Raw genomic sequence first — 22,894 nt, 5'->3', positions numbered from 1 at the left:
GGAGATTTCGCTTTTTTTTTGTACTTTTGCATCCTACAAAAGAAATAAGCATGAATTTACGACTCAGTTAATTCAGATAATAAAAACAAAATATAATGTATCAAGAAAATTTAGACAATGACATATATCAGTTAGATAACGATATATATCAAGATGACAATGACATATATCAGGATGATATGTATTATCCTCCAATTGACAACTACAATTGGAGCCCCAATTTATTTGCCAAACTCACATCCTTCTTGCAGGAATCAACCTCTCCTGATGTGATTAGAATGGGCATCATCGCTGGTATCAGAAATAGCGTATCCACAGAGGAAACACCTACCACATGGGACAAGGTGGAAGCCATGCGCCGCTATGTGGACAGTGTGAACCGTGGACTGGGATTACCGGAGGACACCACCCTTATGTCGCTTCTTCGTTCCACCCAATGGACGGGCTACGGTTTGTTTTCAATGAATTTTATCTCTGAAAAGAATCTTGATTTTAAAGGAATCTGCATGGATGAACAGACTTCACTCTCCTATACAAGCATGGTATTTCTCATTGCACTTGTCAAGGGAATGAGCATACTCAACCTGAAGCATCCTTCCCCAGATGGTGCAGACCGCAATATATATACATTTTTAATTCCAAGCCAGTTTTCAACATTCGCATTTATCTCATTCCTCAATGTTGCCAATAATCGCCTCTCAAGCAAAGAGGAGATTTCACAACAGGATATTGAAGAACTGACAAACCTTGCCTTCAAGAGTCGCTATTGGAAACAGGGAACCTGTCTGAAGGGAAAAGACAGCGAACTGTTTGTCTATGTTCTGAAAAACATCATTTCAGACATTCTTGGACTCACGCTCAATGTTGATATGGACTCTTTCTCACAGCATGCCAAGAAGGAAGAGCGCATAGCTGATAAGCCAAAGCAAGCACTCTTCACAGAAGAAATAGGAACAACCACGAAGTTGTCCATTGTAAAAGCCGTAGAGATAGTCCTCACTGGGTGTTCTGTCCCTATAGAAAGAGATCAGCTTTTTTCTGATATTCAGGAACTCAGACCATCCACAAATGAGGATAGCTTTCGTGCAATGATTACCAAGATGCATAGGGAAGGAGCAATTTCCTATTTTAATGGAAGCCTGATAGGTTTTTCTGGCAGAAGCTATGGAAGAGGATATAAAAAAGTCAACCGCTATCAAAAAAAATAAAATATTTGCGGAAAATTTCAAAAAAACAAAGAAACATAATGAAATTAAACAAGACATTTTTAACTCTCGGACTGGCTGCTGCACTCCTGCAGATGCCAGCCTCATCGTTCGCCCAAAATGCGGGCGGCAACCGTCAGAACCCTCTTCTGGTGAAGAGCAATCTGCCTTTCGGTGCTCCTGACTTCAGCAAGATTCAGGAAAGCGACTACCTTCCTGCCATTGAAACTGCCATCAAGGAGCAGCGTGCCAACATCCAGAAGATAGTCAACAACAAGAAGAAGCCAACCTTCCAGAACACCATCCTCGCTTACGAAAACAGCGGTATGTTGCTGGAGCGTGTTTCCAGTGTGTTCTTCGGTCTTACCAGCGCCCACAAAACTCCAGGCATTGCTGATACCCAGAAGAAGGTAATGCCGCTGCTCACCAACCTGGACAACGAGATTTCATTCAACAAGAAACTCTTCGAGCGCATCAAATATGTTTACGACAACGAATACAAGAAGCTCAAGGGCGAGGACAAGCGACTCACCGAAGTAATCTACAAGAGTTTCGTCCGCTCAGGAGCCTTGCTTTCTCCTGAGAAGATGGAGCGCATGAAGCAGATTAACTCACGCATCTCTGATCTTCAGGAGCAGTTTGGCAATCTTCTTCCTGCTGCTACCAACAACGCCGTGGTTTGGGTGAACAGCAAGGAGGAACTCGCCGGTTTGAGCGATGCCGACATCGCACAGTGCAAGAAGGATGCTGAGAGCCGTGGCGGCAAGGCGCCTTACTGCATCGTCATCGTGAACACCACCCAGCAGGCTATCCTCACCAATCTTCAGAACCGTGAGCTTCGCCGCAAGGTGTATATGGCCAGCATCCATCGTGCGGATGGCACCAATCCTGAGTTCAACACCTTCCCTATCGTTACCGAGATTGCCAAGTTGCGTGCCGAGAAGGGACAGCTGATGGGTTACAACAACTACGCCGAGTACTCTCTGGAGAAGACGATGGCGAAGAACACCAAGAATGTAAACGATTTCCTGCAGCAGCTCATCAAGGAGTATGCACCTAAAGCTGATGCCGAAACCCGCGATATCGAAGCTTACGCTCAGAAGACCGAGGGCAAGGACTTCAAGCTGCAGCCATACGACCGCTTCTATTATTCTGCCAAGATGAAGAAGGAGATGCTCAACATCACTGATGATGAGATTAAGCCATACTTCAACATCGACAGCGTGCAGGTGAACGGTGTGTTCTATGCCGCCCATCGTGTTTACGGCTTGAACTTCAAGCAGCGCAAGGATATCCCAACCTATCACCCAGACATGAAGGTATTCGAGGTGAGCGACAAGAACGGCAAGCCTATCGCCCTTTTCTATAGCGACTACTTCCGCCGTCCTACCAAGCGTGGCGGTGCCTGGATGAGTGCTTTTGCCAAGCAGAGCGACAAGTGGGGACAGTTGCCTATTATATATAATGTATGCAACAACGCCAAGGCTCCAGAAGGTCAGCCTACGCTGATTACATGGGATGAGGTTTGCACCCTTTTCCATGAGTTCGGTCACGCCCTCCACGGCATGTTGTCAAAGTGCGGCTACAATACCCTTTCGGGCACAGCTGTGGCTCGCGACTTCGTGGAGATGCCTTCTCAGTTTAACGAGTCGTTCGCCAGCATCCCTGAAATCTTCGACCACTATGCCCGTCATACACAGACCGGAGCAGCCATGCCAGCCGACCTGAAGGAGCGCATGCTGAAGAGCATCAACTTCCAGACAGCCTATTCGCTGGGTGAGAACCTGGCAGCTACCTGCCTCGACCTGGCTTGGCACGAGTTGACACCAGATGAGATTCCTTCTCCATACATGGCAGGCGCCTTCGAGAAGGAAGCCCTGAACAATGTAGGTTTGCTCAATTCACAGATACCTCCTCGCTACAGCACCACCTATTTCAACCATGTATGGGGCGGCGGTTATGCAGCAGGTTACTACAGCTATCTCTGGACAGAGGTGCTCGCCGTGAACGTGGCTGATTACTTTGCCAAGCATGGTGCTTTGGATCCAGCCGTGGGTCAGGCATTCCGTGATAAGGTTCTGAGCCGTGGTAACACCAAGGACCAGATGGAAATGTTCACCGACTTCACAGGCATGAAGCAGCCAGATGCTTCAGGACTGTTGAAGGCTAGAGGTTTGTAAGAGAAGAAATAATATATGATTAGAGGGTGTGCCATTAGTTCATGACACACCCTCTTTTTATTCCAGATAATTCCAGATAGGAACACCTATATATATATTACAATCTATTTCTTGATGGTATTCACTGTCAACTTACCCTCCTTGTCAAGCGAATCCAGTTTCTGCATCATCTCCTCAGCCTTTACGGTAGAGAAATAAACCTTGCCATCCGGGTCGATGAGATAAGAAGTTGGAATCCATGAAATGTGGTAATCCTTGGAAATCTTTGTTTCTTTCCATTTCTTAAACTCACAATATTGCAACCAGGTATAATTGTTATCTGCCAGGTATTTCTTCATTCTCGCCTCATCGGTATCGAAAGAAACACCCACCAGCTGAACCTTGGTGTTGTACTTATCAAAAATCTCCTTCACCATCGGCATGTCTCTTCTGCAGTCAGGACACCACGATGCCCAGAAATCAAGCACGGTCCAAACTCCAGCTACAGCCTGTCCATCTTTCGAAGTCTTGTTCTTGCAATCAGAGAGTTGGAAGATTTTCTCTCCCGTCTTGCTATTGGTAACCGTGAAATCAGGAGCCACTGTGCCTACTGGCAACAAGTCGAGCGAAGTCTGTGCTCTACCGATGACTGCCGTCATCAGGAGCAAAAAGAATAATACTTTCTTCATACAAATTATCATTTAAGTTAATATTGATTTACAATCGAATTATCTTTCAAGTTTATGATAATCTACTATCAAATTACCTTTCAAGTTATTATTGATTGACAGCCTTTGGAGTCCAGTTCTTCAGGAAGCGGAGCACCTTTTTCTCATCATAGCCCTTGCCTTCTTCCAAGAAACTGGAATCCTGAATATGAAGCACCTTGCCATCTGCATCCAGAATCACGAAGACAGGGAAGCCGAAACGCCTAGGATTATTCAGGCGCTTCATCAATGCCTCAGCCTTCTTCACGGCATCACCACCTGCCGACTGGCGAGGGTTATAGTTAACATGAAGATAAACAAAGTTATCATTCATCATCTGGTTCACAGCCGTATCCTTCTCTACGAAATCGGCAAACTTCAGGCACCAAGGACACCAGTTGCCCCCCAGCTGACAAACCACAAACTTGCCCTCGGTCTTCGCCTTCTGCAAGCCGGCATCAATCTGCCCCATCGGGTCGATGCTTTCATTATACACTTTTTTCAATCCACCCTGAGCATGCGCCATCATCACAACCATGGTCATCATGAAGGCAAAAGTAATCATTCTTCTCATAAATATTCTTTTTTTTATTATCCGAATTTATATTCTGTCAATTCCCTATTACAATTCTACAATTCAAAAGGCACCAGTACATTCTGAAGTTTCTCGAAATCATTCTTCGTAATGCGGCGCCCACGAAGACTGCGCACCTGCGGATAATCCTCGAAATAAGACTCCTGCGTGGTGTACCAACGATGGGAACGAAGTTCGCGAACCATCGGAAGCTGCTTCTCTATGCGGCGGGCAAAGCCAGGGTTCACCCTGGAGAGATAGAACTTGCCATCCTTCAGTTCGATGGCAAGCATCAGATAGGTTTGCGGTCCCTTCGCCTTCTTCTTCTCCGCTACCCTCTCACTCACCTTCCATCCCTTGGTGGAGATCATCACCCGGATATCCCAACCGTATTTGCGGTTCAGATTGTCCATCATCCCCCGGAACACGACACCATGAGGCGAAGTATCTTTCAGTCCGGTATAGCCGATGATGTAATGAATCATCTCATGCAGCAGTACACTCTTGGCCTGCTGCTCGGTCATATCATAATAGGTGCTCATCGAGAGCTTAAAGTCGTAAAGCTTGGTGCGCCCCCAGCGGGAAGCGCGCTTAAAGGCAAGCTGTCCCAACCGGGTCTTGGCTCGGGTGAGCGACAACTCCGGCAGTGGCAGTTTACCACCGAAATATTCCTGGTCGAAACGCTTGAACCATTCCTCCATCCAGTCAATTGTTACTATCATTCTGTATAATTATTCAATTTCTATTCAGACTTACGTCTGTTGTATTACAAAACGACTGCAAAGATACATTTTTTTCGGGAAACACATACATATTTATTGAAAAATGAGTAACTTTGCGCCCAAATTTACAACAAAAATGAATAAGACTGCACAGCACATCATTGATAACGTATCTAAAAGAACATTATAAACACAGAAGATTGTCGAGGAAACATCGCAGACATCATGTGATAAAAGTTAGAAATTAAGCTCCCAAAGGGCAAAAACACCCCTTTTTTAGGGAAAAATGAAGTTTTTTGAAGAAAAAGTGAAAAAAGTTAGTGAAAAATTTGGTGGAATGAAAAAAAAGCACTACCTTTGCACTCGCTTTTAAGAACAAAGCTTTTACCAAATAAAGATTGTTAGTAATTCAAAAGCTTTCGGGTAGTTACCAGAGTGGCCAAATGGGGCAGACTGTAAATCTGCTGGCTATGCCTTCGGTGGTTCGAATCCATCACTACCCACTTTTCCCAAAAATAACTCAAAAAAATTAAGAGTCCGATTTTCGTTATGAGAATCGGATTTTTTCTTTTTAATATATCCACATAATTTCAGTAATAAGAGGGCACTAGGCACCTTACAGCCTAAAGACTGTAAGGTGATCATCATATACAGCTAGCACATTTCTGCCTTTGAGCAGGGCGGCTACAGGCTTGCCTTTCAGTTTTCCGATAGAGGAACCATCGGGATGAATCAGCCTAAAGTTGGATTTGTCATCCCTGTTTTGTATGCAAAGCACATCATCCAAACGGAAACAAACGGAGAAAGTCTCGTAGAGATCATAAGATTCAAGAATGTCCAACTTGTCATTGAAGACAAAAAGCTTGTTGGTACTGGTCTGCATCGGGCACACCTTGTCGAATGCCTCCACTAAAGTCAGCTTTGGTGCAAGTCCATGAAACGCATAGAATGGTTTTCTCAACACCATAGTCAAAGCCCCATTGGCACTGCGATCCCAATCTTTGCTGATGACAGCAGAATCAGCAAATGACAGATATACAGCCTTGTCGGAACCAGCAAGGAAGACACCACTCTCCGTGAGCATTCCGTCGTTCATGATATGCTTCTTGTCGTATAAAGGAAACATCTTCTTCCTATCTCCCGTCTGCGCATCAAAAGAAGCCAAGAAAGGCTTGCCACACTTCACCGTACCTCTCATAAGACTCTTGCCATAACCGTAATTGAGCATCAATATCTTGCCATCCCTAAGCAGAAGATGAGCCGTAGAAGCCTCCTTGTCCTGGAAATCATACTTCCAGCGTGTTTGCAAACTGTCCGCTCCCAAACAATAGAGGCTTTTTCTATCACTAATATACAAGTCAGAGCCCACTTGAAGGATATTGGAAGTCAAGCCCGTAATGAGATATGGATTAAGATTATAATAATAGTAATAAAAAGGAGAATTAAATCCGATGGTGACTGCCGCAGACAAGACATTGGTCAATGCCAAAGCCATCATTCCCTTTGTATCACTGATACCAGTCACAGCCTTTACCTTCTTGATTTCACCCGAATGGATGTTGATTTCGTTGATGGCATCCCCCACAACCACCAGGTGAGTGGAATCCACCATGCAAGCATCTTTCCATCCCACGTTTTTGGTCATCGGAATCTCGTCATCCCACAACAGCATTCCTGTGCTCAGGCGATAAGCGTATGTCTTGCTGCCTCCCACTTTCTCTAGTCCTATCACGATATCCAAGCTATCATTGAAATAGACAGGATAAAGATACTGCGTCCATAGCGACCGGCCCGTCTTGGTATCAGACAAGGTCAAGAGCGACTTGCCTGTGCTTTTCAGAGTGGAGGAAAGCAGCACCCCCTTGGAACAGACGCCATAGAGTTTTGACAAAGAAAGTTTCAGCGACTTTTGCCATTGTACTTCCAGGGTATTGGCTTCTAGTGAATAGAGATAGCCAGAATCGGTATTTTTTCCTTTTTTAGTGGTATCACAAGCGAAGACGATGAGCGTACTATCGCAATTGTAGGCCTGGAGAATGCGTTTGTGCAAATCTATTGACTTGCCACAGATGGGGGCACCTTCATCCATATCCGCAACTTGGACTGATTCTACAGTCGTCTGCGCTGACATCCCTATCGAGAAGATCAACTGCAAGAATAAAATAATCTTTTTCATTTTTTATGTTAGCCTTAATTCTGCAACACTATTATAAATTAAACTTTTTAAGTAACTGGGTGGGCAAGTTACAAGAAGAAGAGCAGCGATCCAACCGTCGCTACTCTTCCCTATCCATATTTTGTATTTAGTCTTTCAAACTATTCTTATACCACTCGAAGAGCTTCTGTACACCATCCTCGATTTCTACCTTGTGAGTCCAGCCAAGGCTGTGAAGCTTATCCACAGAGATGAGCTTACGCATGGTTCCATCTGGCTTGCTGGCATCAAACTCAACCTCGCCTTCGAAACCTACGGCCTTTACCACAAGTTCTGAAAGTTCACGGATAGTGAGTTCCTTACCGGTACCCACATTGATGTGGCAGTTGCGAATCTCACCGAGAGATGGGATAGCACCACCACGCCCCTCAGAGTTGTTTCTATCCACAGCACCATCTACCTTGGCACCATAGAATACAGAGCTGTATTTCTCGATACCGATGATATCCTTGAAATCTACATTCAGAAGTACATGAACGCTGGCATCAGCCATATCTTCGCTCCAGAGGAACTCGCGCAATGGCTTACCTGTTCCCCAAAGCACCACCTTGTTGTCGTAGATGCCATAGAACTCCAGTGCCTTCAGAATGCGCTCATGAGGATTGTTTCCATCCACATTACCCTCGCCGATGATTTCGCGAAGCTTATCAGTAGGATTGATAGGACGCTTGTTCATATCTACCTCGATGCTGTGCCAGTCGCCATCGTGAATGAGCTTGGCAAGATAAATCTTGCGCATCATTGCAGGCATTACATGGCTGTTCTCCAAGTGGAAGTTATCGTTAGGACCATAGAGGTTGGTTGGCATCACTGCGATATAGTTGGTACCATACTGAAGATTGTAGCTCTCGCACATCTTCAATCCGGCAATCTTAGCGATGGCATATTCCTCGTTGGTATATTCCAAAGGAGAAGTAAGGAGCACATCCTCGCTCATAGGCTGCGGTGCATTCTTTGGATAGATGCAGGTAGAGCCCAGGAAGAGGAGCTTCTTCACGCCATGAGAATAAGCATTGCTGATTACGTTGCACTGCATCTTCATGTTCTGCATGATGAAGTCGGCACGATACAATGAGTTCGCCATGATACCGCCCACGAAGGCAGCAGCCAGAACAACTGCATCAGGCTTCTCCTCGTCAAAGAACTTCTCCACTGCATACTGGTCGGTCAAGTCGAGTTCTTTGTGAGAACGACCTACCAGATTGTTATAGCCTCTCTTCTTGAGGTTATTCCAGATAGCAGAACCCACGAGTCCGTGGTGTCCTGCTATATAAATCTTAGAATCTTTTGATAACATTGATTATTATTGTAAACTATCAACCGTTAACTATCAACTGTTAACTATTACTTAACAATACCCTTTTCCAAGTATTCCACGAGGTTGCAACGAACCTTCTCGCCGGCATCCTCAGCAGCCACCTTAGCCATATCACTCTCAACCATGATCTTGACGAGATCCTCGAAAGATGTGGTGTTAGGATTCCAGCCGAGCTTAGCCTTAGCCTTTGTTGGGTCACCCCAGAGGTTCACCACGTCGGTAGGACGATAGAAGTCAGGAGAAACCTCAACGAGTGTCTTGCCGATAAGTTCCTCAGGACCCTCAACACAGATACCCTTCTCGTTCTCTTCCTTGCCTTCCCACTTCAACTCGATGCCTACATAGTGGAAAGCCAACTGAGCGAACTCACGAACTGAGTGCTGCTTACCTGTTGCGATAACGAAATCCTCTGGCTTCTCAGCCTGGAGAATCAACCACATGCACTCTACATAATCTTTGGCATAACCCCAGTCGCGGAGTGAATCCAGGTTACCCAGATAGAGCTTGCTCTGCTTACCCTGCTTGATGCGTGCCGCAGCCAATGTAATCTTACGGGTAACGAATGTCTCACCACGGCGCTCACTCTCGTGATTGAAGAGGATACCAGAGCAGCAGAACATGTTGTATGCCTCGCGATACTCCTTGACAATCCAGAAACCATACTGCTTAGCTACAGCGTATGGAGAATAAGGGTGGAATGGTGTGTTCTCGTTCTGAGGAACCTCTTCTACCTTACCATAAAGCTCAGATGTTGAAGCCTGATACATGCGGCAAGTCTTTTCCAAACCGCACTGGCGGATAGCCTCCAGGATACGGAGTACGCCTGTGGCGTCAACATCGGCAGTAAACTCAGGAGAGTCGAAGCTCACCTGTACGTGGCTCTGAGCCGCAAGGTTGTAAACCTCTGTTGGCTTCACCTTGTTCATTACCTGAATGATACTCATAGAGTCACCGAGGTCGGCATAGTGAAGGTGGAAGTTTGGAGTACCCTCCAAGTGAGCAATACGCTCGCGATAGTCTGTAGAAGAACGACGGATAGTTCCGTGAACATCATAACCCTTACTCAACAACAACTCTGCCAAATAAGAGCCATCCTGACCTGTAATACCTGTGATTAAAGCTACTTTTCTATTTTCCATTTATTACTAAATATATGATAAATTAATAATTTATTCAGTATCATATTACCTCAATCTTTTTACATGAATGATGTAGCCATCTATTCACTCTTATATAAAAGATGTGTATACGTAAGTGCAAAAGTACTACTTTTTTCTTGAACCATCAAACTTTTAACCATTTATTTGCCGATTAGTATGGTTTTTGAATGATTTGAAAACAAATTGGTACAATAATACTGATTTAGAGTGTATGATCAGCCCATTTCGACCTGCTCGTTCAGAATAGCCTGTTCCAATCAACTTGTTTCGATTTGCGTTTCCGGCCAGTTCACAAGATAAAGCATCTCCGTGGCACGGGTGAAAGCAGTATAGAGCCAGTGGATGTAATCGGGCGTAAGCATGTCATCCGTCATATAGCCCTGGTCCACATAAACATGTGCCCACTGTCCACCCTGCGCCTTATGACAGGTGACGGCATAGGCAAACTTCACCTGCAAGGCGTTGTAGAACTGGTCCTGCCTGATTGCTTTCATTCGGTCTGCCTTAAGCGGAACATCCTGATAATCCTCTTCTATCTGATGGAATAGCTGTTCCTGCTGCTCGTGGGTCAAGGCAGGTGCCTCGCTCGTCAGGGTATCCAGCAGCACGGTAGCCTCCAGCTCATAGTTGCCGTAATCAGGAAACTGAAGCAGAAGGGTGGCAAAGCGGAAGCCATAGAGGTCGATGCGGCGGCGCACCTTCAGCACCTTCGCCCTGTCACCATTCGCCAGAAAAGCAGGAATATCGTTACTTGGAGCTTTGAGCTTTGAACTTTGAACTTTATGATTAGCTAAGCAATTGAATTCTTCACTCTTCACTCTTCGTTCTTCACTTAACTTCTTCCTCTCTTCCTCCATCCAATAATAATTGTTCTTCACAATCATAAGTATGTCGCCCTGCGAGAGTTCCTCTTCCCTATCAAGCACCATATTTCGGATACCCTGGTTGAAGATGTTTGCACGCTTGTTGCTGCGGGTCACCACGATGGTATCATCCAAACCTACGTGATGATAACTGTCGGCAAGCGCCTCTATCAGTTCGGCTCCAGGCATCGGCTTGATATCCGAAAAGCCCGCAAAGCGAATCTTCGGGAGTTGGGTGATGTCATCATGGGTTATCATCTGACGAATCATCGTGGCATTATAAAGAATGCCCGACTGCTCGCTCTGGCGAAGCACCTCATTCAGATCGCACTCATAAACCGTCAATCCATATCCCTGCAGCATGGCAGCATTGAGGGCCGGCGATTCCTCTTCGCCAACAGGAGGCAACTGCGCCTTATCGCCGATAAGCATCAGGCGGTCGTTTCTGCCCTGATACACAAAATGTACCAGGTCATCCAACAGGCATCCGCTGCCGAAGTTCATGCCACCCAATCCCATATTGGCAACCATCGAAGCCTCATCCACCATAAAGAGCGTATCGGTGAAGAGATTGTCGTTGAGATTGAACTGACCATCTACCCCGGAAAACGACTTTTCGCGATAGATGCGTCGATGGATGGTATAAGCCGGCGTTCCACTGTTCAGCGAAAACACCTTAGCCGCCCTGCCCGTTGGAGCCAGGAGCATCACCTTCTGCCGGATGGCCTGCAAGGTGCGGACGATGGCACCCGAAAGCGAAGTTTTACCCGTACCCGCACTACCCCGGAGAATCATCACCACCTGCGGGTTCCTATCGGTAAGGAAGCGTGCAAACACATCTAGTGCATTCGCCTGCTCCTGGGTTGGCGGAAAGCCAAATTGCTGCAATATCTTATATTTTAACTCATCAACTACCATCAAAATTTCTTTTTATAATTAATAATTAATAATTTCAACGCCATTTATTTTGTATTGTCTGTATTTTGGCGTATCTTTGTACCCTAGTTAGGCATCGCCACTGATCAAGAGACGAAAGCCGATGCAAAAGTAATAATACTTTTTGAAATGAGAATGAAATTAAGGAAAATAAACAATAATGTTATCCTGGGAGCATGCGTGGTCGTCATGATGCTGCTCTGCGTGCTCAGCATAAGCCAGCCCATCCGCTTCCAGAAATCGATGGATAGCAGAGAGGCTGAGGTGAAGGAGAAACTGATGCAGATTCGCTCTGCCGAGGAGAAATACAAGGCAAGACATGGGGTATATACGGGCGATTTCGCTACCCTCATCAAGGGAAAGTATCTGAAGGCAGACGACGCAATCATCCCTTACTCCGATGGCAAGAAATTCTCGCTCGCTGCCGCCACCATCGTGGGAAAAAGCGGAAAGCAGATACCACTGATGGAATGCAGTGCCGCCTACGAAGACTACCTGGATGGGCTCGACGAGGAGGCTATCATGAATGTGACGGAAGAAGCCAACTATGCAGGCCGCTTTCCCGGACTGAAGATTGGCGACATCACAAAAGACAACGACAACGCAGGAAACTGGTAAGGAAAACAACCCAGGCGACTGATTAAAAACAAGATTAGAATGCAGATAACTGGTAATAGAACACAACAAGCACGGCTCACCATCAGAGTGAGCAAGAATACACTCAGCTTTTCGGTTGTTGACCGGGAGGCCGAGCATCAGTTGATATACGAGCCTTACACCGTGAAGAGCGGCGTATCGATAGCTGCCAACTTGCGCCAGGCATTCAGCGAGAGCGATCTGCTGCAACGTGGCTACACCAAGGTGCGCGTGTATATTGACTCCCCTATTCTGCTGGTACCCATCGAGGAGTTTCATGAGGAAGACCTCCCCGTGCTCTATCAGCATGCCTTCACCGGGCATAATGGTGATGTGATTCTGCACAAGGTACAGCCCAACCTGAATGTGGTGGCGGTGTTCCCTATCAACAAGGACTTGAAGATGGTGGTGGAGGATAATTTCAAGGATGTGCGCTTCACCCCTATCATGCAACCTATTTGGAACTATCTGCACCAACGCAGTTTCACCGGCATCCATCGCAAGCTCTACGCCTACTTCCATGATAAGAAAGTAGATATCTTCTGCTACGAGAAGAACCGCTTCAAGTTCTTCAATTCATTCAAGGCAGACCACGCCAAGGATGCCCTCTACTTCATCCTCTACGTATGGAAGCAGGTGGGCATGGACCAGGTGCAGGACGAGCTGCATGTGGCAGGCGATGTGCCAGACAAGGACTGGTTCCTCTATAATGCAAAGATATATATCAAGAAGACCTTTCTCTTGAATCCGAGTGCCGAGTTCAATCGTGCCCCAATCACGGAAATCAAAGGAATGCCGTTCGACTTGGTAACACTCTATTTAAGCAAGTAAAAAGAGTTAAAAGTTGATAGTTTAAAGTTGATAGTTAAGAGATCAACAAAACAGCTAATCATAAAGTTCAAAGCTCAAAGTTCAAAGTTCAAAGTAAAATAATTCAAAGTAAAAATGAGAATCATAACAGGACAATATAAGGGTCGCCATTTCGACATTCCCCGTTCGTTTAAGGCTCGACCAACCACCGATTTCGCAAAGGAGAACATCTTTAATGTTTTGCAGAATTACATAGACTTCGAGGATATTACAGCCCTCGACCTCTTTGCCGGCACAGGCAGCATCTCCCTGGAACTGGTTTCCCGTGGCTGCCAGCGTGTCATCAGTGTAGAAGCTGACCGCGACCATGCCAACTTCATCAGAGAGTGCTTCAAGAAACTGGGCGAAGACAAGGATCTTCTGATTCGTGGCGATGTGTTCCGTTTTCTGAGAACCTGCAAGCAGAAGTTTGATTTCATCTTTGCCGATCCACCTTACGCTCTGGAGAAACTCCCTGAAATTCCAGACCTCGTATTGAATGGTGACCTTCTGAACGAAGATGGCATCTTCGTTTTCGAACATGGCAAGAATTATGATTTCTCCGAGCATCCAAGATTCCTGGAACATAGAAGTTACGGAAGCGTGAACTTCTCGATATTCAGATAAAAGCAAATTTTAGGCACGGATTACACGGCCGTGTAATCCGTGCCTAAATAATCCATATCTAAATAAAAATCCGTCCTAATCACAGCAGCGGCGAAAGCAATCTTACGATACTCTCGAACAGGCGCTTCATGAATGGGCGCTTCACGAAATACGCCACATCATCCACCAGGATACTCTTGGCCTCATCCTTGAGATAAATCGTCTTGATGCGCTGTGCCATCTCCTCATCATAGAAGAAGGCATTCGCCTCGAAATTATTCTCGAAACTACGGAAATCCACATTCGTGCTGCCCACCGTGCAGAGATTGTCATCACTCACCAGCAACTTGCTGTGGTTGAAGCCACCCATATAAAGATAAACCTTCACGCCGGCCTCTATCGCCTCCATCAGATAAGAGCGGGAAGCCCACTCCACCATCCTGGCATCCGCATGCCGGGGCACCATCAGGCGAATATCCACTCCGGCAAGTGCAGCCGTGCGCATCGCAAAGAGCACAGGCTCCGTAGGCAGGAAATAAGGCGTCTCCATATACACATACTTCTGCGCCTGGAGCAGGATGCGAACATAGCCCTGCATGATATCAGGCCAAGGCATAATCGGACTGCTCGTCACTATCTGCACCAGACAATTATTGTTGATATGGATATCCACCGGCGGATAGTACTTACGACTGCTTACCAATGTTCTATCTACAAAATACCAATCTATCAGAAAAGCCCGCTGAATGGCATAGACCCCACCGCCTTCTATCCTGAGATGGGTATCCCGCCAAGGTCGCTTCCCCGTACCCTTCACGTATCTCAAGGCGATATTCATGCCACCGATGAAGCCCACCTTTCCATCTATCACGCACAGTTTGCGGTGGTTGCGATAGTTCACCTTACTGGTAAATGCCGGGAATCTAACCGGCATAAAGGCATGAACATCAATGCCCGCATCACGCATCCGCTCGAAGAAAGCATCCTTCACCTTCCAGCAACCCACATCATCATAGATGAGTCGCACTTCCACTCCCTGCTCCGCCTTGTCTATCAGGGCATCGGCTACAAGATTTCCCAAGGCATCATCTTCCATGATATACGTATCGAGATGAATATGATGCTTTGCCTGACCTATATTATATAATAAGGTGAGGATGAAATCGTAGCCGCTGGTAAAGATATCCACCTTGTTGTCCTTGAAGGGAAAAGCCCAGTTCTGGTTGGTGAAGAGATTCACCAGCGGCTTGTTGCTGGCAGGCAGATGGAGATTCTCCTGCTCGGCAAACTCCAGCATGGAACGCTTGGTGAGTTGGTCCATGCTTCGGTCGCTGATGAGCCGTTCCTTTCGGGTGTTCTGTCCAAAGAAAATGTAGAAGATGATTCCTACGAAAGGCATGAACGAGAGCACAAGAATCCATGCCATCGTCTTAGCCGGCTGCCGATTGTCCATCAAGACGGTGATGATAGCAGGTATCATAATCGCTATATAAAGCAACAGATAAATCCAATGAAAATATATCATACCTTTCGTTTTTTATCTAATTAAACACTGAGTTGGTCTGACTTGCCAGGAGGGTATTCATCTTCTTGAGTTTCATGAACTCCTCAAGCAGTTCCCTGTTGGTAGGATTCCTGGCAAACTCCTGCTGCACCTCGATGATTCGCTGGGCAATGTAATGGGTGCGGAAACTGAGCAGATCCTTGAGCACCAGCTGGCGCAGTTTCTCCTGACTCATCTTGAGCTGAAGACTAACCGTAGAAACCTCCTGGTCGCCGGTAGGCAAACCGGCTATGCGACTGATTTCCGGGTTCGGATGATTGGCGAAATAGTTTTCTGCCACAAATCCTTCTTCCTCCACATGCTCCACAGCTTCCTGCAATATCTGATTGTAGAGTTCATTATGAAACTTGAAATCATCGCCAGCCAGATCAAGACTGATGTATTGCGCCACCGGCAACTCCACATTATTGCCATCCACATCCTGCACTACGATAGTCTTGTCACCATGATGAATGACCACCTGAACCAGCAGGGTTTCCACTTCCAGGAGCTTATCCAGCGGTGTGGTTCCCTGAAGCGCCTGCTGCATGCCCTGCTGAGGCGATGTGGCTTTAGGGTCACGAAGACCAGCCGCCCTGCGCTCAGCCTTCACCTGCTCGCTCATGCCATTGCGCACAAAGTTATTGAGGGCATTTACGATGATGGCTTCGTTCACGCCGAGCCGATGAGCACAGTCGGTGATGTAAGAGGCTCTGGTAATCTGATTCTTGATTTTCGAGATGCTCTCCACGATGCTGTTGATAGCCTGACTTCGCTTCACGGGGTCGGTGACCCCACGCAGCATCAAATCGGTCTTAAACTGAATGAAGTCTACCTGATGATCCTCAATATATTTTCTGAAGTCCGCCGCCGTATGGTTGCGGGCAAAGCTATCCGGATCGTTGCCATCCGGCAGGAAGAGCACCTTTACGTTCATCTCCTCCTCCAGCAGCATATCGGTTCCTCTCAATGCAGCGTGCACACCGGCATCATCGCCATCATAAAGGAGCACGATGTTGCTGGTGAATCGATGGAGCAATCGAATCTGGTGGATGCTCAGGGCAGTACCCGAGTTTGCCACCACATTCTCGATGCCGCACTGGTGCATGGAAATCACATCGGTGTATCCCTCCACCATGTATACGCAGTCTTCCTTGGCTATCGCCTTCTTTGCCTGATAAAGACCATAGAGTTCTCTTTCCTTATGGTAAATCTCGCTATCCGGCGAGTTGACGTATTTCTGGCTCACGCCCTTGGTACGGGTATCGAGCACTCGTCCACCGAAAGCCACCACTTTGCCACTCACACTGAGCCACGGGAAAATGGCACGCCCCGAGAATCTATCCAGATACTTATCCTGCCCGCTCCTGTTGTTCTCCTCGTCCTTATCCACCTTGAAGCAAAGACCTGTGCTCACCAGGTACTTCGGATTGTATCCCTTCTTCACAGCCTCATCATAAAGGGCTGTGCGCTGAGGAAGCGCAAATCCCAACTGGAACTTCCGGATGATGTCATCGCGGAATCCACGACTGCGAAAATACTGCATACCGATGGCACGTCCGTCCACATCATTCTGAAGAATGTCCTGGAAATACTTCGCAGCCCAGTCGTTGACGATGAACATGGATTCCCGTTCACTCTCGCGCTGCTTCTCCTCGCTGGTCATCTCCCGCTCCTGAATCTCGATGTTATACTTCTTGGCAAGCCAGCGAAGGGCATCGGGATAGGTCATCTGCTCCAGCTCCATCAGGAAGTTGACGGCATTTCCGCCCTTGCCGCAAGTAAAGCAATGGCAGATGCCTCGGGTTGGAGACACGGAGAAAGAAGGATGGGAATCGTTATGGAAAGGACAGAGTCCGACATAGTTGATGCCTCGCTTCTTGAGCGTGACAAACTCAGACACCACCTCTTCTATCTTGGTGGAGTCCATAATACGGGCTATGGTCGGTTTGTCTATCATGTTTCTATTCCTATATTTATATTTCTATTTTCTATCCTATTATTAATGTGCAAAGGTACTATTTTTCTGTGAAAACACAAAAAGAAACAACAAGAAACATGAAAATGAAACAAATAAGAAAGTAAAGACTACAGAAAACAAAGTAAAATCAACGAATATTCCATACCTTTGCACCCGACAATAATAAGTTGAACTACAAACATCTATACACATTACAAAGTATGAAGCTAAACAAAAACAAGAAGATTTTCTTCGTGAGCATGGCTTTGCTTTCATCCTTAGGCATGAGCGCAGCCGACCAGTTTGTCTCCTTCCAGAAAGGCGACTTACTCATCAATCGTGATAATAAGGTAGAAATCTATATGGATGCCAACGACTGCAAAGGTGTGAGCTATGCAGCCAATGCCCTGGTCAAGGATATCATGAAGGTGAGCGGAAGCAAGGCTGTCCTTACCTCCGATGCCGGACTGAAAGACAAGGATGCTGCCGGCAAACCTACCATCCTCGTAGGTACCATCGGCCATTCTGCGGCCATCGACCAGCTCATCCGCCAGAAGCGCATCAATGGAAATCTGTTGAAAGGAAAACGGGAGAAATTCATCATCACCGTGGTAGATGGTCAGCTCGTCATCGCAGGTAGCGACCGCCGAGGCACCATCTACGGCATCTACGAACTCTCACAGCAGATGGGTGTATCGCCTTGGTATGACTGGGCTGACGTACCCATAGCTCATCACGATTCCATCTTCGTAAACAAGGGTGTCTATACCGATGGCGAACCAGCCGTCAGATATCGTGGCATCTTCCTCAACGACGAAGCACCTTGCCTCACCTCGTGGGTGAAGAATACATACGGCACCGATTATGGAGACCACCGATTCTATCAGCGCGTCTTTGAACTGGTATTGCGACTGAGAGGTAACATGATGTGGCCAGCCATGTGGGGCTGGGCTTTCTATGCCGACGACCCGGAGAACGAGAAGACAGCCGACGAGATGGGCGTGGTGATGAGCACCTCACACCATGAGCCGATGGCTCGCAACCACCAGGAATATGCCCGCAACCGCAAGGGATGGGGACCTTGGAACTATCAGAAGAACAAGGAAAACCTGCAGAAATTCTTCCGTGAAGGCATCGAACGCATGAAGGGTACCGAACAGATTGTAACCATCGGCATGCGTGGCGACGGCGACGAGGCGATGAGCGACGAGGCTGACACACGACTGATGACCAACATCATCAACGACCAGCGCAAGATTATCGCTGATGTAACGGGAAAGAAGGCAAGCGAGACCCCACAGGTATGGGCGTTATATAAAGAGGTGCTGGATTACTACGACAAGGGTATGAAGGTGCCTGATGACGTAACCCTGCTGCTCTGCGATGACAACTGGGGCAACGTACGCCGTGTGCCTAACGCTAAGGAACGCAAGCACAAGGGCGGTTGGGGATTGTACTATCACGTAGATTACGTGGGTGCGCCAAGAAACTCGAAGATGCTCAATGTTACCCCTGTGCAGAACCCTTGGGAGCAGTTGACACTTGCCTACGAGAACGGCATCGACCGTCTCTGGATTCTCAACGTGGGCGACCTCAAGCCGATGGAATATCCTATCAGCCAGTTTATGGACATGGCCTGGAATCCTCGCAAATACGATGCGAACAACATTACCCGTCATACCCGCAACTGGTGCGCCCAGCAGTTTGGCGAATTGCAGGCAGATGAGGCGGCACGCATTCTGAATCTTATCTGCAAATATAATGGTCGCTGCACCCCTGAGATGCTCGACAAGAACACCTACAGTCTGGAGAACGGCGAATGGCAGGAGGTGGTAAACCAGTATCTCCAACTCGAAGCCGATGCGCTGCGCCAGTACAACAGTCTGCCGGCATCCTATCACGATGCCTATCGCCAGATCATCCTCTTCCCTATCGAGGTGATGAGCAATCTGCACCAGATGTATTTTGCCCAGGCACAGAACAACGCCCTCTACAAGCAGGGCAATCCGAAAGCGAATGTGTGGGCGGACGAGTGCGAGCGCTTCTTCAAGCGCGATTCAATCATCTGCGATTATTACAACCACAAGATGGCTGGCGGCAAGTGGAACGGCATGATGACCCAGAAGCATATCGGCTACACATCATGGAACGATGCCTTCGAGAAGGACACCTGTCCGCAGCTCTTCCGAGTATCCACCAAGGATGGCGTCATCATCAGCGAAAACAACGGCGTGGTAGAAATCGAAGCTCCTTACTACAACAGCAAGACGGATGCTACCGAGGCAAAATGGACAGAGATTCCATTCATGGGCAAAAGCGTATCGGCAATGACTCTGATGCCATATACCAAGAGTGTAAAGGGAGCTAGCATCACTTACAAGTTTAAGCTGAAAGCCGAGAAGGCTTCGGATAGCAATGCTTCTAACGGCAAGCAGAAGGTTCGCATTCATGTGATTACCAAATCAACCTTGGATTATCTCAACAAGGGCGGCTTAACCTATGGTGTAAGTTTAGATGGCGCTTCTCCTGTAGAGGTTAACTTCAACAAAGATTTGAACGAGAAGCCGGAGAACATCTACAATATCTATTATCCAACGATAGCCACTCGCATCGTGGATCAAGTGATAGAGTTGGAACTGCCGGCTACTGCCGATGGCATCCACAGCCTCACCCTCACTCCTAACGACCCAGCCATCGTTTTCGAGAAAATCGTGATTGATGGAAGAGGAGGAAAAAAGAGTGTCAAGGTGATTTAAAGGTAGCATATAATAAAAGGTATAGGCACGCACCCACGAAAGGATGCGTGCCTATTCTTTTTACGCAAACTATCACTATCTTCTTATGTTCCATACTTCGTAGCATTCATTTTTACATAAACAATCACAATAGTAACAAATAAATGAAAAAAAAGAGTATTTTTTAAATCTTTTTTGAGAAATATACGTTTATATGAGTAAAGTTAGAAACATAAAAACAAGAAACGAATGAATATAGGCAACCCAAAACTCATAAAACAACTGGAGAGTCTTGTCGACAATCGGCAAGACTGGCTATTTCGTTTTGCCTATATTCGAATCGGGCAACGTGAGGATGCAGAAGATATTGTGCAAGAGGTGCTGCTTGCAGCTTTCAAGAAACTGAAAGAAGGGCAACAAGTGGAAGAGTTGGACCGCTACATCATTCGCTCTGTTAGCAACGCATGCCGAGACTACTTGCGCAAAAATCGTCCGCAAATCATAGCTATCAATGAAGCTGCAAGCATGCCTACCAGCAATGATGACAAACAAATACACGAGGAATTTCTCAGAATATCAAAACTGCTGGAAGATATTCCACAGGAGCAAGCGGAAATCGTAAGAATGAAATGTTACGACAACTTGACGTTCCGGGAGATAGCCGAACTGGAGGAGATACCAGAAGCTACCGTGAAATCTCGCTATCGCTATGCCATCCAACATATCCAACAACGACTCAGAAAGGAGAAAAATATATGAAAGATCAAATGAACATCCATAATGACAAAGGATTTGAGGATATAGAGCAACTGCTCCAACCTCAATGTGATTTCCATGCCTCCTCCCAAACCAAGCAACAAGTAATAGAGAAGGCAAGGAAGAGCTTGGTCAGCCATCGCACCTTGCGTATCTTTCCATGGATTTGCGCAGCATGCGTGGCTGGCATCATCGCTATCATCCTGCAACCACCCAAGGATACCACTTCTGCGTCTGGCAATGCGACAATGGCTGTGAGAAAGGCTACACAGCCGATGCAAAAAGCTATGACGCAAGAAAAGAGTTTGACGGCAGAAAAGGAAAATACAGCAGAAAAAGCCATCACAGAAGAGAGCAGAACATACGAGAAGAAAAAGACTTTCGCCAAGCTCAATGCTCCCAAAAGGGAGGCTAAGCCTAAAGCTGAGTTTGGAGATGACATGCCAGACACCGAAGAAAAAGGTCCGGTACTCTTCCCTATGTCAACCTTGCCCAAAGAGCATCTTTTCAAAATGCAGACAGCAGAGGTTCAAGCCACTACATGCAATGCCGTGCAAAGTGAGGATGACCGCCAACAAATACGGCGAATCACCGTTAAACTCTAAAGAAAGTATATATAATTAAGGTATAAACATTAAAGAACAAATAACATGAAAAAGTATATCATATATTTATTGCTCATGATGTTCTCATCAATGGGAGCACAGGCACAAAAGTCTTATTTCAAAGAGGCTTTGGAGAAATTGGTAAGCAACAAGGCGTTCACCATAAATCAATCAGGAGCAAAAAATGAGGTTGGTGACACAGCACAATGGAGTTGGAAAAAATATCGCTTTAAAACTCTCAAGAAAGACGAGTTTCTCAAGGAACTGGACAGAATCAACAAGGCTTTTCAAAAAGATTGCAATCAGCCTGTAACTGACTTTTACTATATGGTAGATGGAAACAACAACCCACTTGAAACATGGATGAACTTTGACATATCTGTAGGCAACGACCTTATTATGGTTGGAAATTTCTCGGCATATAGCGTCCTTATCAATCGCCAACAAATGGGGCACTCTGGCATGCGCAGAGTCTGTGCCATAGAATGGGACCATATCGTAGAGAATGGTTGGGTTAACGAAAAAGGCTATGAAGGAAACATCTGCATCGTAGAAGGAAAAGCTCCTTTAAACAAGCACCGCGTAGCTGACGAAATAAAACAGCAACCATATAATGCCGTCCACTATACAGGTGTTCTTACCCCAATAGACACCCAAGAAGAAAAGGCAGCTCCTAAAGAAGAGACTAAAGAAGAAAAAGAAGTACCTAATGAGCAGTTGACCAAGATGCTTAAAGATGCTCAGACCAACCTGAAAGGCAACTTTGAGATTATTGGCAAGCGTGACCCTGAACTTTGGGACCGTGGCTATTTTATCTGTTACAAAGACGAAACAGACATGTATGTAGAACCCATCCTTGTGGCTACCAACGGCACTAACTTCTCATACAAGCACGACCTGAAGGACATTACCATGGGAAGAGTGAGAGCACTGATGAAAGATGGAACCATCTGCTCGGAATGGATAGACATTCCTTTTGTACCAGGAGAGATAGCAGAGCTAAGCGTACACAATGGTTACTACAGCCTCACAGGATCAAGTTTCTATAAGCAGTGGGTGGAAGAGGAAAGCAAAAACCATGATGGCTGGGACGAGCGCAAGTATACGGCTTACGCACTCAGCAATATCCATTCTCCTGGCATCATCTGCTATCTGTTCTATCAGCATTTGATAAAAGGTTCTTCGAATCAAAAGAAAATATTCAAAGCCCTCCCAACAACTCTACAAGAGAATCATGTGGGTCGCTTTATCAAAAAGCATATGAACAATAAATTATTGCCCCCACTTTAAAAAGTAAGGCCTGTTTAAAGTGGGGTCAGTTAAGTAACGTTATACTAATTAATAT

18 protein-coding genes and 1 tRNA gene are annotated in these 22,894 nt (G+C 46.4%); 10 read left to right on the top strand and 9 right to left on the bottom strand.

The annotated features are described in order from the left end of the window. Positions 1–179 precede the first annotated feature (179 nt). Together KUA49_RS05655 and KUA49_RS05650 are read left to right on the top strand one after the other, a co-directional pair. Positions 180–1,208 (top strand): hypothetical protein, encoded by a 1,029-nt coding sequence (locus KUA49_RS05655; RefSeq protein WP_218413024.1) that lies wholly within the window; start codon positions 180–182, stop codon positions 1,206–1,208. Between the two features lie 38 nt (positions 1,209–1,246). Beyond that, positions 1,247–3,385: a M3 family metallopeptidase gene (locus KUA49_RS05650; protein ID WP_218413025.1), complete on the top strand. Its 2,139-nt coding sequence runs from the start codon at positions 1,247–1,249 to the stop codon at positions 3,383–3,385. A gap of 104 nt (positions 3,386–3,489) precedes the next feature. On the opposite strand, the gene KUA49_RS05645 is transcribed toward KUA49_RS05650, so the two are convergent. From KUA49_RS05645 to KUA49_RS05635, 3 genes are all read right to left on the bottom strand, one after another. Next, positions 3,490–4,053, bottom strand: a complete 564-nt coding sequence (locus tag KUA49_RS05645) for a TlpA family protein disulfide reductase (RefSeq protein ID WP_203041780.1) — start codon at positions 4,051–4,053, stop codon at positions 3,490–3,492. A gap of 88 nt (positions 4,054–4,141) precedes the next feature. Further along, the gene (locus tag KUA49_RS05640; protein ID WP_203049477.1) at positions 4,142–4,645 is read right to left on the bottom strand and encodes a thioredoxin family protein; all 504 of its coding nucleotides are present in this window, start codon (positions 4,643–4,645) and stop codon (positions 4,142–4,144) included. Between the two features lie 56 nt (positions 4,646–4,701). Further along, entirely contained in the window at positions 4,702–5,367 is a 666-nt protein-coding gene (locus tag KUA49_RS05635) for a SprT-like domain-containing protein (protein WP_218413026.1), read from the bottom strand. Positions 5,368–5,788: 421 nt separating this feature from the next. Here KUA49_RS05635 and KUA49_RS05630 point away from each other — a divergent pair. Then, a tRNA-Tyr gene (locus KUA49_RS05630) sits at positions 5,789–5,870 on the top strand. 113 nt (positions 5,871–5,983) lie between these two features. Here the strand turns inward: KUA49_RS05630 and KUA49_RS05625 are convergent. From KUA49_RS05625 to KUA49_RS05610, 4 genes are all read right to left on the bottom strand, one after another. After that, the gene (locus KUA49_RS05625) at positions 5,984–7,543 is read right to left on the bottom strand and encodes a hypothetical protein (protein ID WP_218413027.1); all 1,560 of its coding nucleotides are present in this window, start codon (positions 7,541–7,543) and stop codon (positions 5,984–5,986) included. A gap of 127 nt (positions 7,544–7,670) precedes the next feature. Continuing rightward, positions 7,671–8,879 (bottom strand): GDP-L-fucose synthase family protein, encoded by a 1,209-nt coding sequence (locus tag KUA49_RS05620; protein ID WP_218413028.1) that lies wholly within the window; start codon positions 8,877–8,879, stop codon positions 7,671–7,673. A 47-nt stretch (positions 8,880–8,926) separates the two neighbouring features. Continuing rightward, positions 8,927–10,039, bottom strand: coding sequence for a GDP-mannose 4,6-dehydratase (gmd, locus tag KUA49_RS05615; RefSeq protein ID WP_203041784.1), 1,113 nt, complete (start codon positions 10,037–10,039; stop codon positions 8,927–8,929). A 278-nt stretch (positions 10,040–10,317) separates the two neighbouring features. Beyond that, entirely contained in the window at positions 10,318–11,841 is a 1,524-nt protein-coding gene (locus KUA49_RS05610; protein WP_218413037.1) for an ATP-dependent DNA helicase, read from the bottom strand. Between the two features lie 153 nt (positions 11,842–11,994). On the opposite strand from KUA49_RS05610, the gene KUA49_RS05605 reads away from it, so the two are divergent. The 3 genes from KUA49_RS05605 to KUA49_RS05595 all read left to right on the top strand — a co-directional run bounded on the left by KUA49_RS05605 (position 11,995) and on the right by KUA49_RS05595 (position 13,971). Then, positions 11,995–12,477, top strand: coding sequence for a hypothetical protein (locus tag KUA49_RS05605; RefSeq protein ID WP_218413029.1), 483 nt, complete (start codon positions 11,995–11,997; stop codon positions 12,475–12,477). A 39-nt stretch (positions 12,478–12,516) separates the two neighbouring features. Next, a complete protein-coding gene (locus tag KUA49_RS05600) occupies positions 12,517–13,326 on the top strand; it encodes a DUF3822 family protein (RefSeq protein WP_203049471.1) in 810 nt (269 codons plus the stop codon). A gap of 114 nt (positions 13,327–13,440) precedes the next feature. After that, positions 13,441–13,971 (top strand): RsmD family RNA methyltransferase, encoded by a 531-nt coding sequence (locus KUA49_RS05595; protein WP_218413030.1) that lies wholly within the window; start codon positions 13,441–13,443, stop codon positions 13,969–13,971. 79 nt (positions 13,972–14,050) lie between these two features. Here KUA49_RS05595 and cls read toward each other — a convergent pair whose 3' ends face one another. After that, positions 14,051–15,475: a cardiolipin synthase gene (gene cls / locus KUA49_RS05590; RefSeq protein ID WP_218413031.1), complete on the bottom strand. Its 1,425-nt coding sequence runs from the start codon at positions 15,473–15,475 to the stop codon at positions 14,051–14,053. Positions 15,476–15,491: 16 nt separating this feature from the next. Next, complete coding sequence (gene dnaG / locus KUA49_RS05585; protein WP_203041355.1) at positions 15,492–17,453, bottom strand: DNA primase; 1,962 nt, start codon at positions 17,451–17,453, stop codon at positions 15,492–15,494. A gap of 221 nt (positions 17,454–17,674) precedes the next feature. On the opposite strand from dnaG, the gene KUA49_RS05580 reads away from it, so the two are divergent. The 4 genes from KUA49_RS05580 to KUA49_RS05565 all read left to right on the top strand — a co-directional run bounded on the left by KUA49_RS05580 (position 17,675) and on the right by KUA49_RS05565 (position 22,839). Beyond that, positions 17,675–20,209: a glycosyl hydrolase 115 family protein gene (locus tag KUA49_RS05580; protein WP_218413032.1), complete on the top strand. Its 2,535-nt coding sequence runs from the start codon at positions 17,675–17,677 to the stop codon at positions 20,207–20,209. Positions 20,210–20,437: 228 nt separating this feature from the next. Continuing rightward, on the top strand, positions 20,438–20,947 hold the full coding sequence (locus tag KUA49_RS05575) for an RNA polymerase sigma factor (RefSeq protein ID WP_218413033.1): 510 nt from the start codon (positions 20,438–20,440) through the stop codon (positions 20,945–20,947). Beyond that, positions 20,944–21,549 carry a hypothetical protein gene (locus KUA49_RS05570; protein ID WP_218413034.1) on the top strand — a complete coding sequence of 202 codons (606 nt, stop codon included), beginning with the start codon at positions 20,944–20,946 and terminating at the stop codon, positions 21,547–21,549. The genes KUA49_RS05575 and KUA49_RS05570 overlap by 4 nt, the downstream gene beginning before the upstream one ends. Positions 21,550–21,594: 45 nt before the next feature. Next, entirely contained in the window at positions 21,595–22,839 is a 1,245-nt protein-coding gene (locus tag KUA49_RS05565; RefSeq protein ID WP_218413035.1) for a hypothetical protein, read from the top strand. Positions 22,840–22,894 lie beyond the last annotated feature (55 nt).

The sequence above is a fragment of the Segatella copri genome (genome assembly GCF_019249655.2).
Classification (GTDB): domain Bacteria; phylum Bacteroidota; class Bacteroidia; order Bacteroidales; family Bacteroidaceae; genus Prevotella.
This window is presented reverse-complemented; position numbering and strand designations above follow the sequence as displayed.

What these genes read in the sequence shown, in the direction of transcription:
- KUA49_RS05565 (WP_218413035.1), top strand. Translation starts at nt 21,595, where the DNA reads ATGAAAAAGTATATCATATATTTATTGCTCATGATGTTCTCATCAATG.
- KUA49_RS05640 (WP_203049477.1), bottom strand. Translation starts at nt 4,645, where the DNA reads ATGAGAAGAATGATTACTTTTGCCTTCATGATGACCATGGTTGTGATG.
- gmd (WP_203041784.1), bottom strand. Translation starts at nt 10,039, where the DNA reads ATGGAAAATAGAAAAGTAGCTTTAATCACAGGTATTACAGGTCAGGAT.
- KUA49_RS05605 (WP_218413029.1), top strand. Translation starts at nt 11,995, where the DNA reads ATGAAATTAAGGAAAATAAACAATAATGTTATCCTGGGAGCATGCGTG.
- KUA49_RS05575 (WP_218413033.1), top strand. Translation starts at nt 20,438, where the DNA reads ATGAATATAGGCAACCCAAAACTCATAAAACAACTGGAGAGTCTTGTC.
- KUA49_RS05595 (WP_218413030.1), top strand. Translation starts at nt 13,441, where the DNA reads ATGAGAATCATAACAGGACAATATAAGGGTCGCCATTTCGACATTCCC.
- KUA49_RS05645 (WP_203041780.1), bottom strand. Translation starts at nt 4,053, where the DNA reads ATGAAGAAAGTATTATTCTTTTTGCTCCTGATGACGGCAGTCATCGGT.
- dnaG (WP_203041355.1), bottom strand. Translation starts at nt 17,453, where the DNA reads ATGATAGACAAACCGACCATAGCCCGTATTATGGACTCCACCAAGATA.
- KUA49_RS05620 (WP_218413028.1), bottom strand. Translation starts at nt 8,879, where the DNA reads ATGTTATCAAAAGATTCTAAGATTTATATAGCAGGACACCACGGACTC.
- KUA49_RS05600 (WP_203049471.1), top strand. Translation starts at nt 12,517, where the DNA reads ATGCAGATAACTGGTAATAGAACACAACAAGCACGGCTCACCATCAGA.
- KUA49_RS05570 (WP_218413034.1), top strand. Translation starts at nt 20,944, where the DNA reads ATGAAAGATCAAATGAACATCCATAATGACAAAGGATTTGAGGATATA.
- KUA49_RS05580 (WP_218413032.1), top strand. Translation starts at nt 17,675, where the DNA reads ATGAAGCTAAACAAAAACAAGAAGATTTTCTTCGTGAGCATGGCTTTG.
- KUA49_RS05625 (WP_218413027.1), bottom strand. Translation starts at nt 7,543, where the DNA reads ATGAAAAAGATTATTTTATTCTTGCAGTTGATCTTCTCGATAGGGATG.
- KUA49_RS05655 (WP_218413024.1), top strand. Translation starts at nt 180, where the DNA reads ATGTATTATCCTCCAATTGACAACTACAATTGGAGCCCCAATTTATTT.
- KUA49_RS05635 (WP_218413026.1), bottom strand. Translation starts at nt 5,367, where the DNA reads ATGATAGTAACAATTGACTGGATGGAGGAATGGTTCAAGCGTTTCGAC.
- cls (WP_218413031.1), bottom strand. Translation starts at nt 15,475, where the DNA reads ATGATATATTTTCATTGGATTTATCTGTTGCTTTATATAGCGATTATG.
- KUA49_RS05610 (WP_218413037.1), bottom strand. Translation starts at nt 11,841, where the DNA reads ATGGTAGTTGATGAGTTAAAATATAAGATATTGCAGCAATTTGGCTTT.
- KUA49_RS05650 (WP_218413025.1), top strand. Translation starts at nt 1,247, where the DNA reads ATGAAATTAAACAAGACATTTTTAACTCTCGGACTGGCTGCTGCACTC.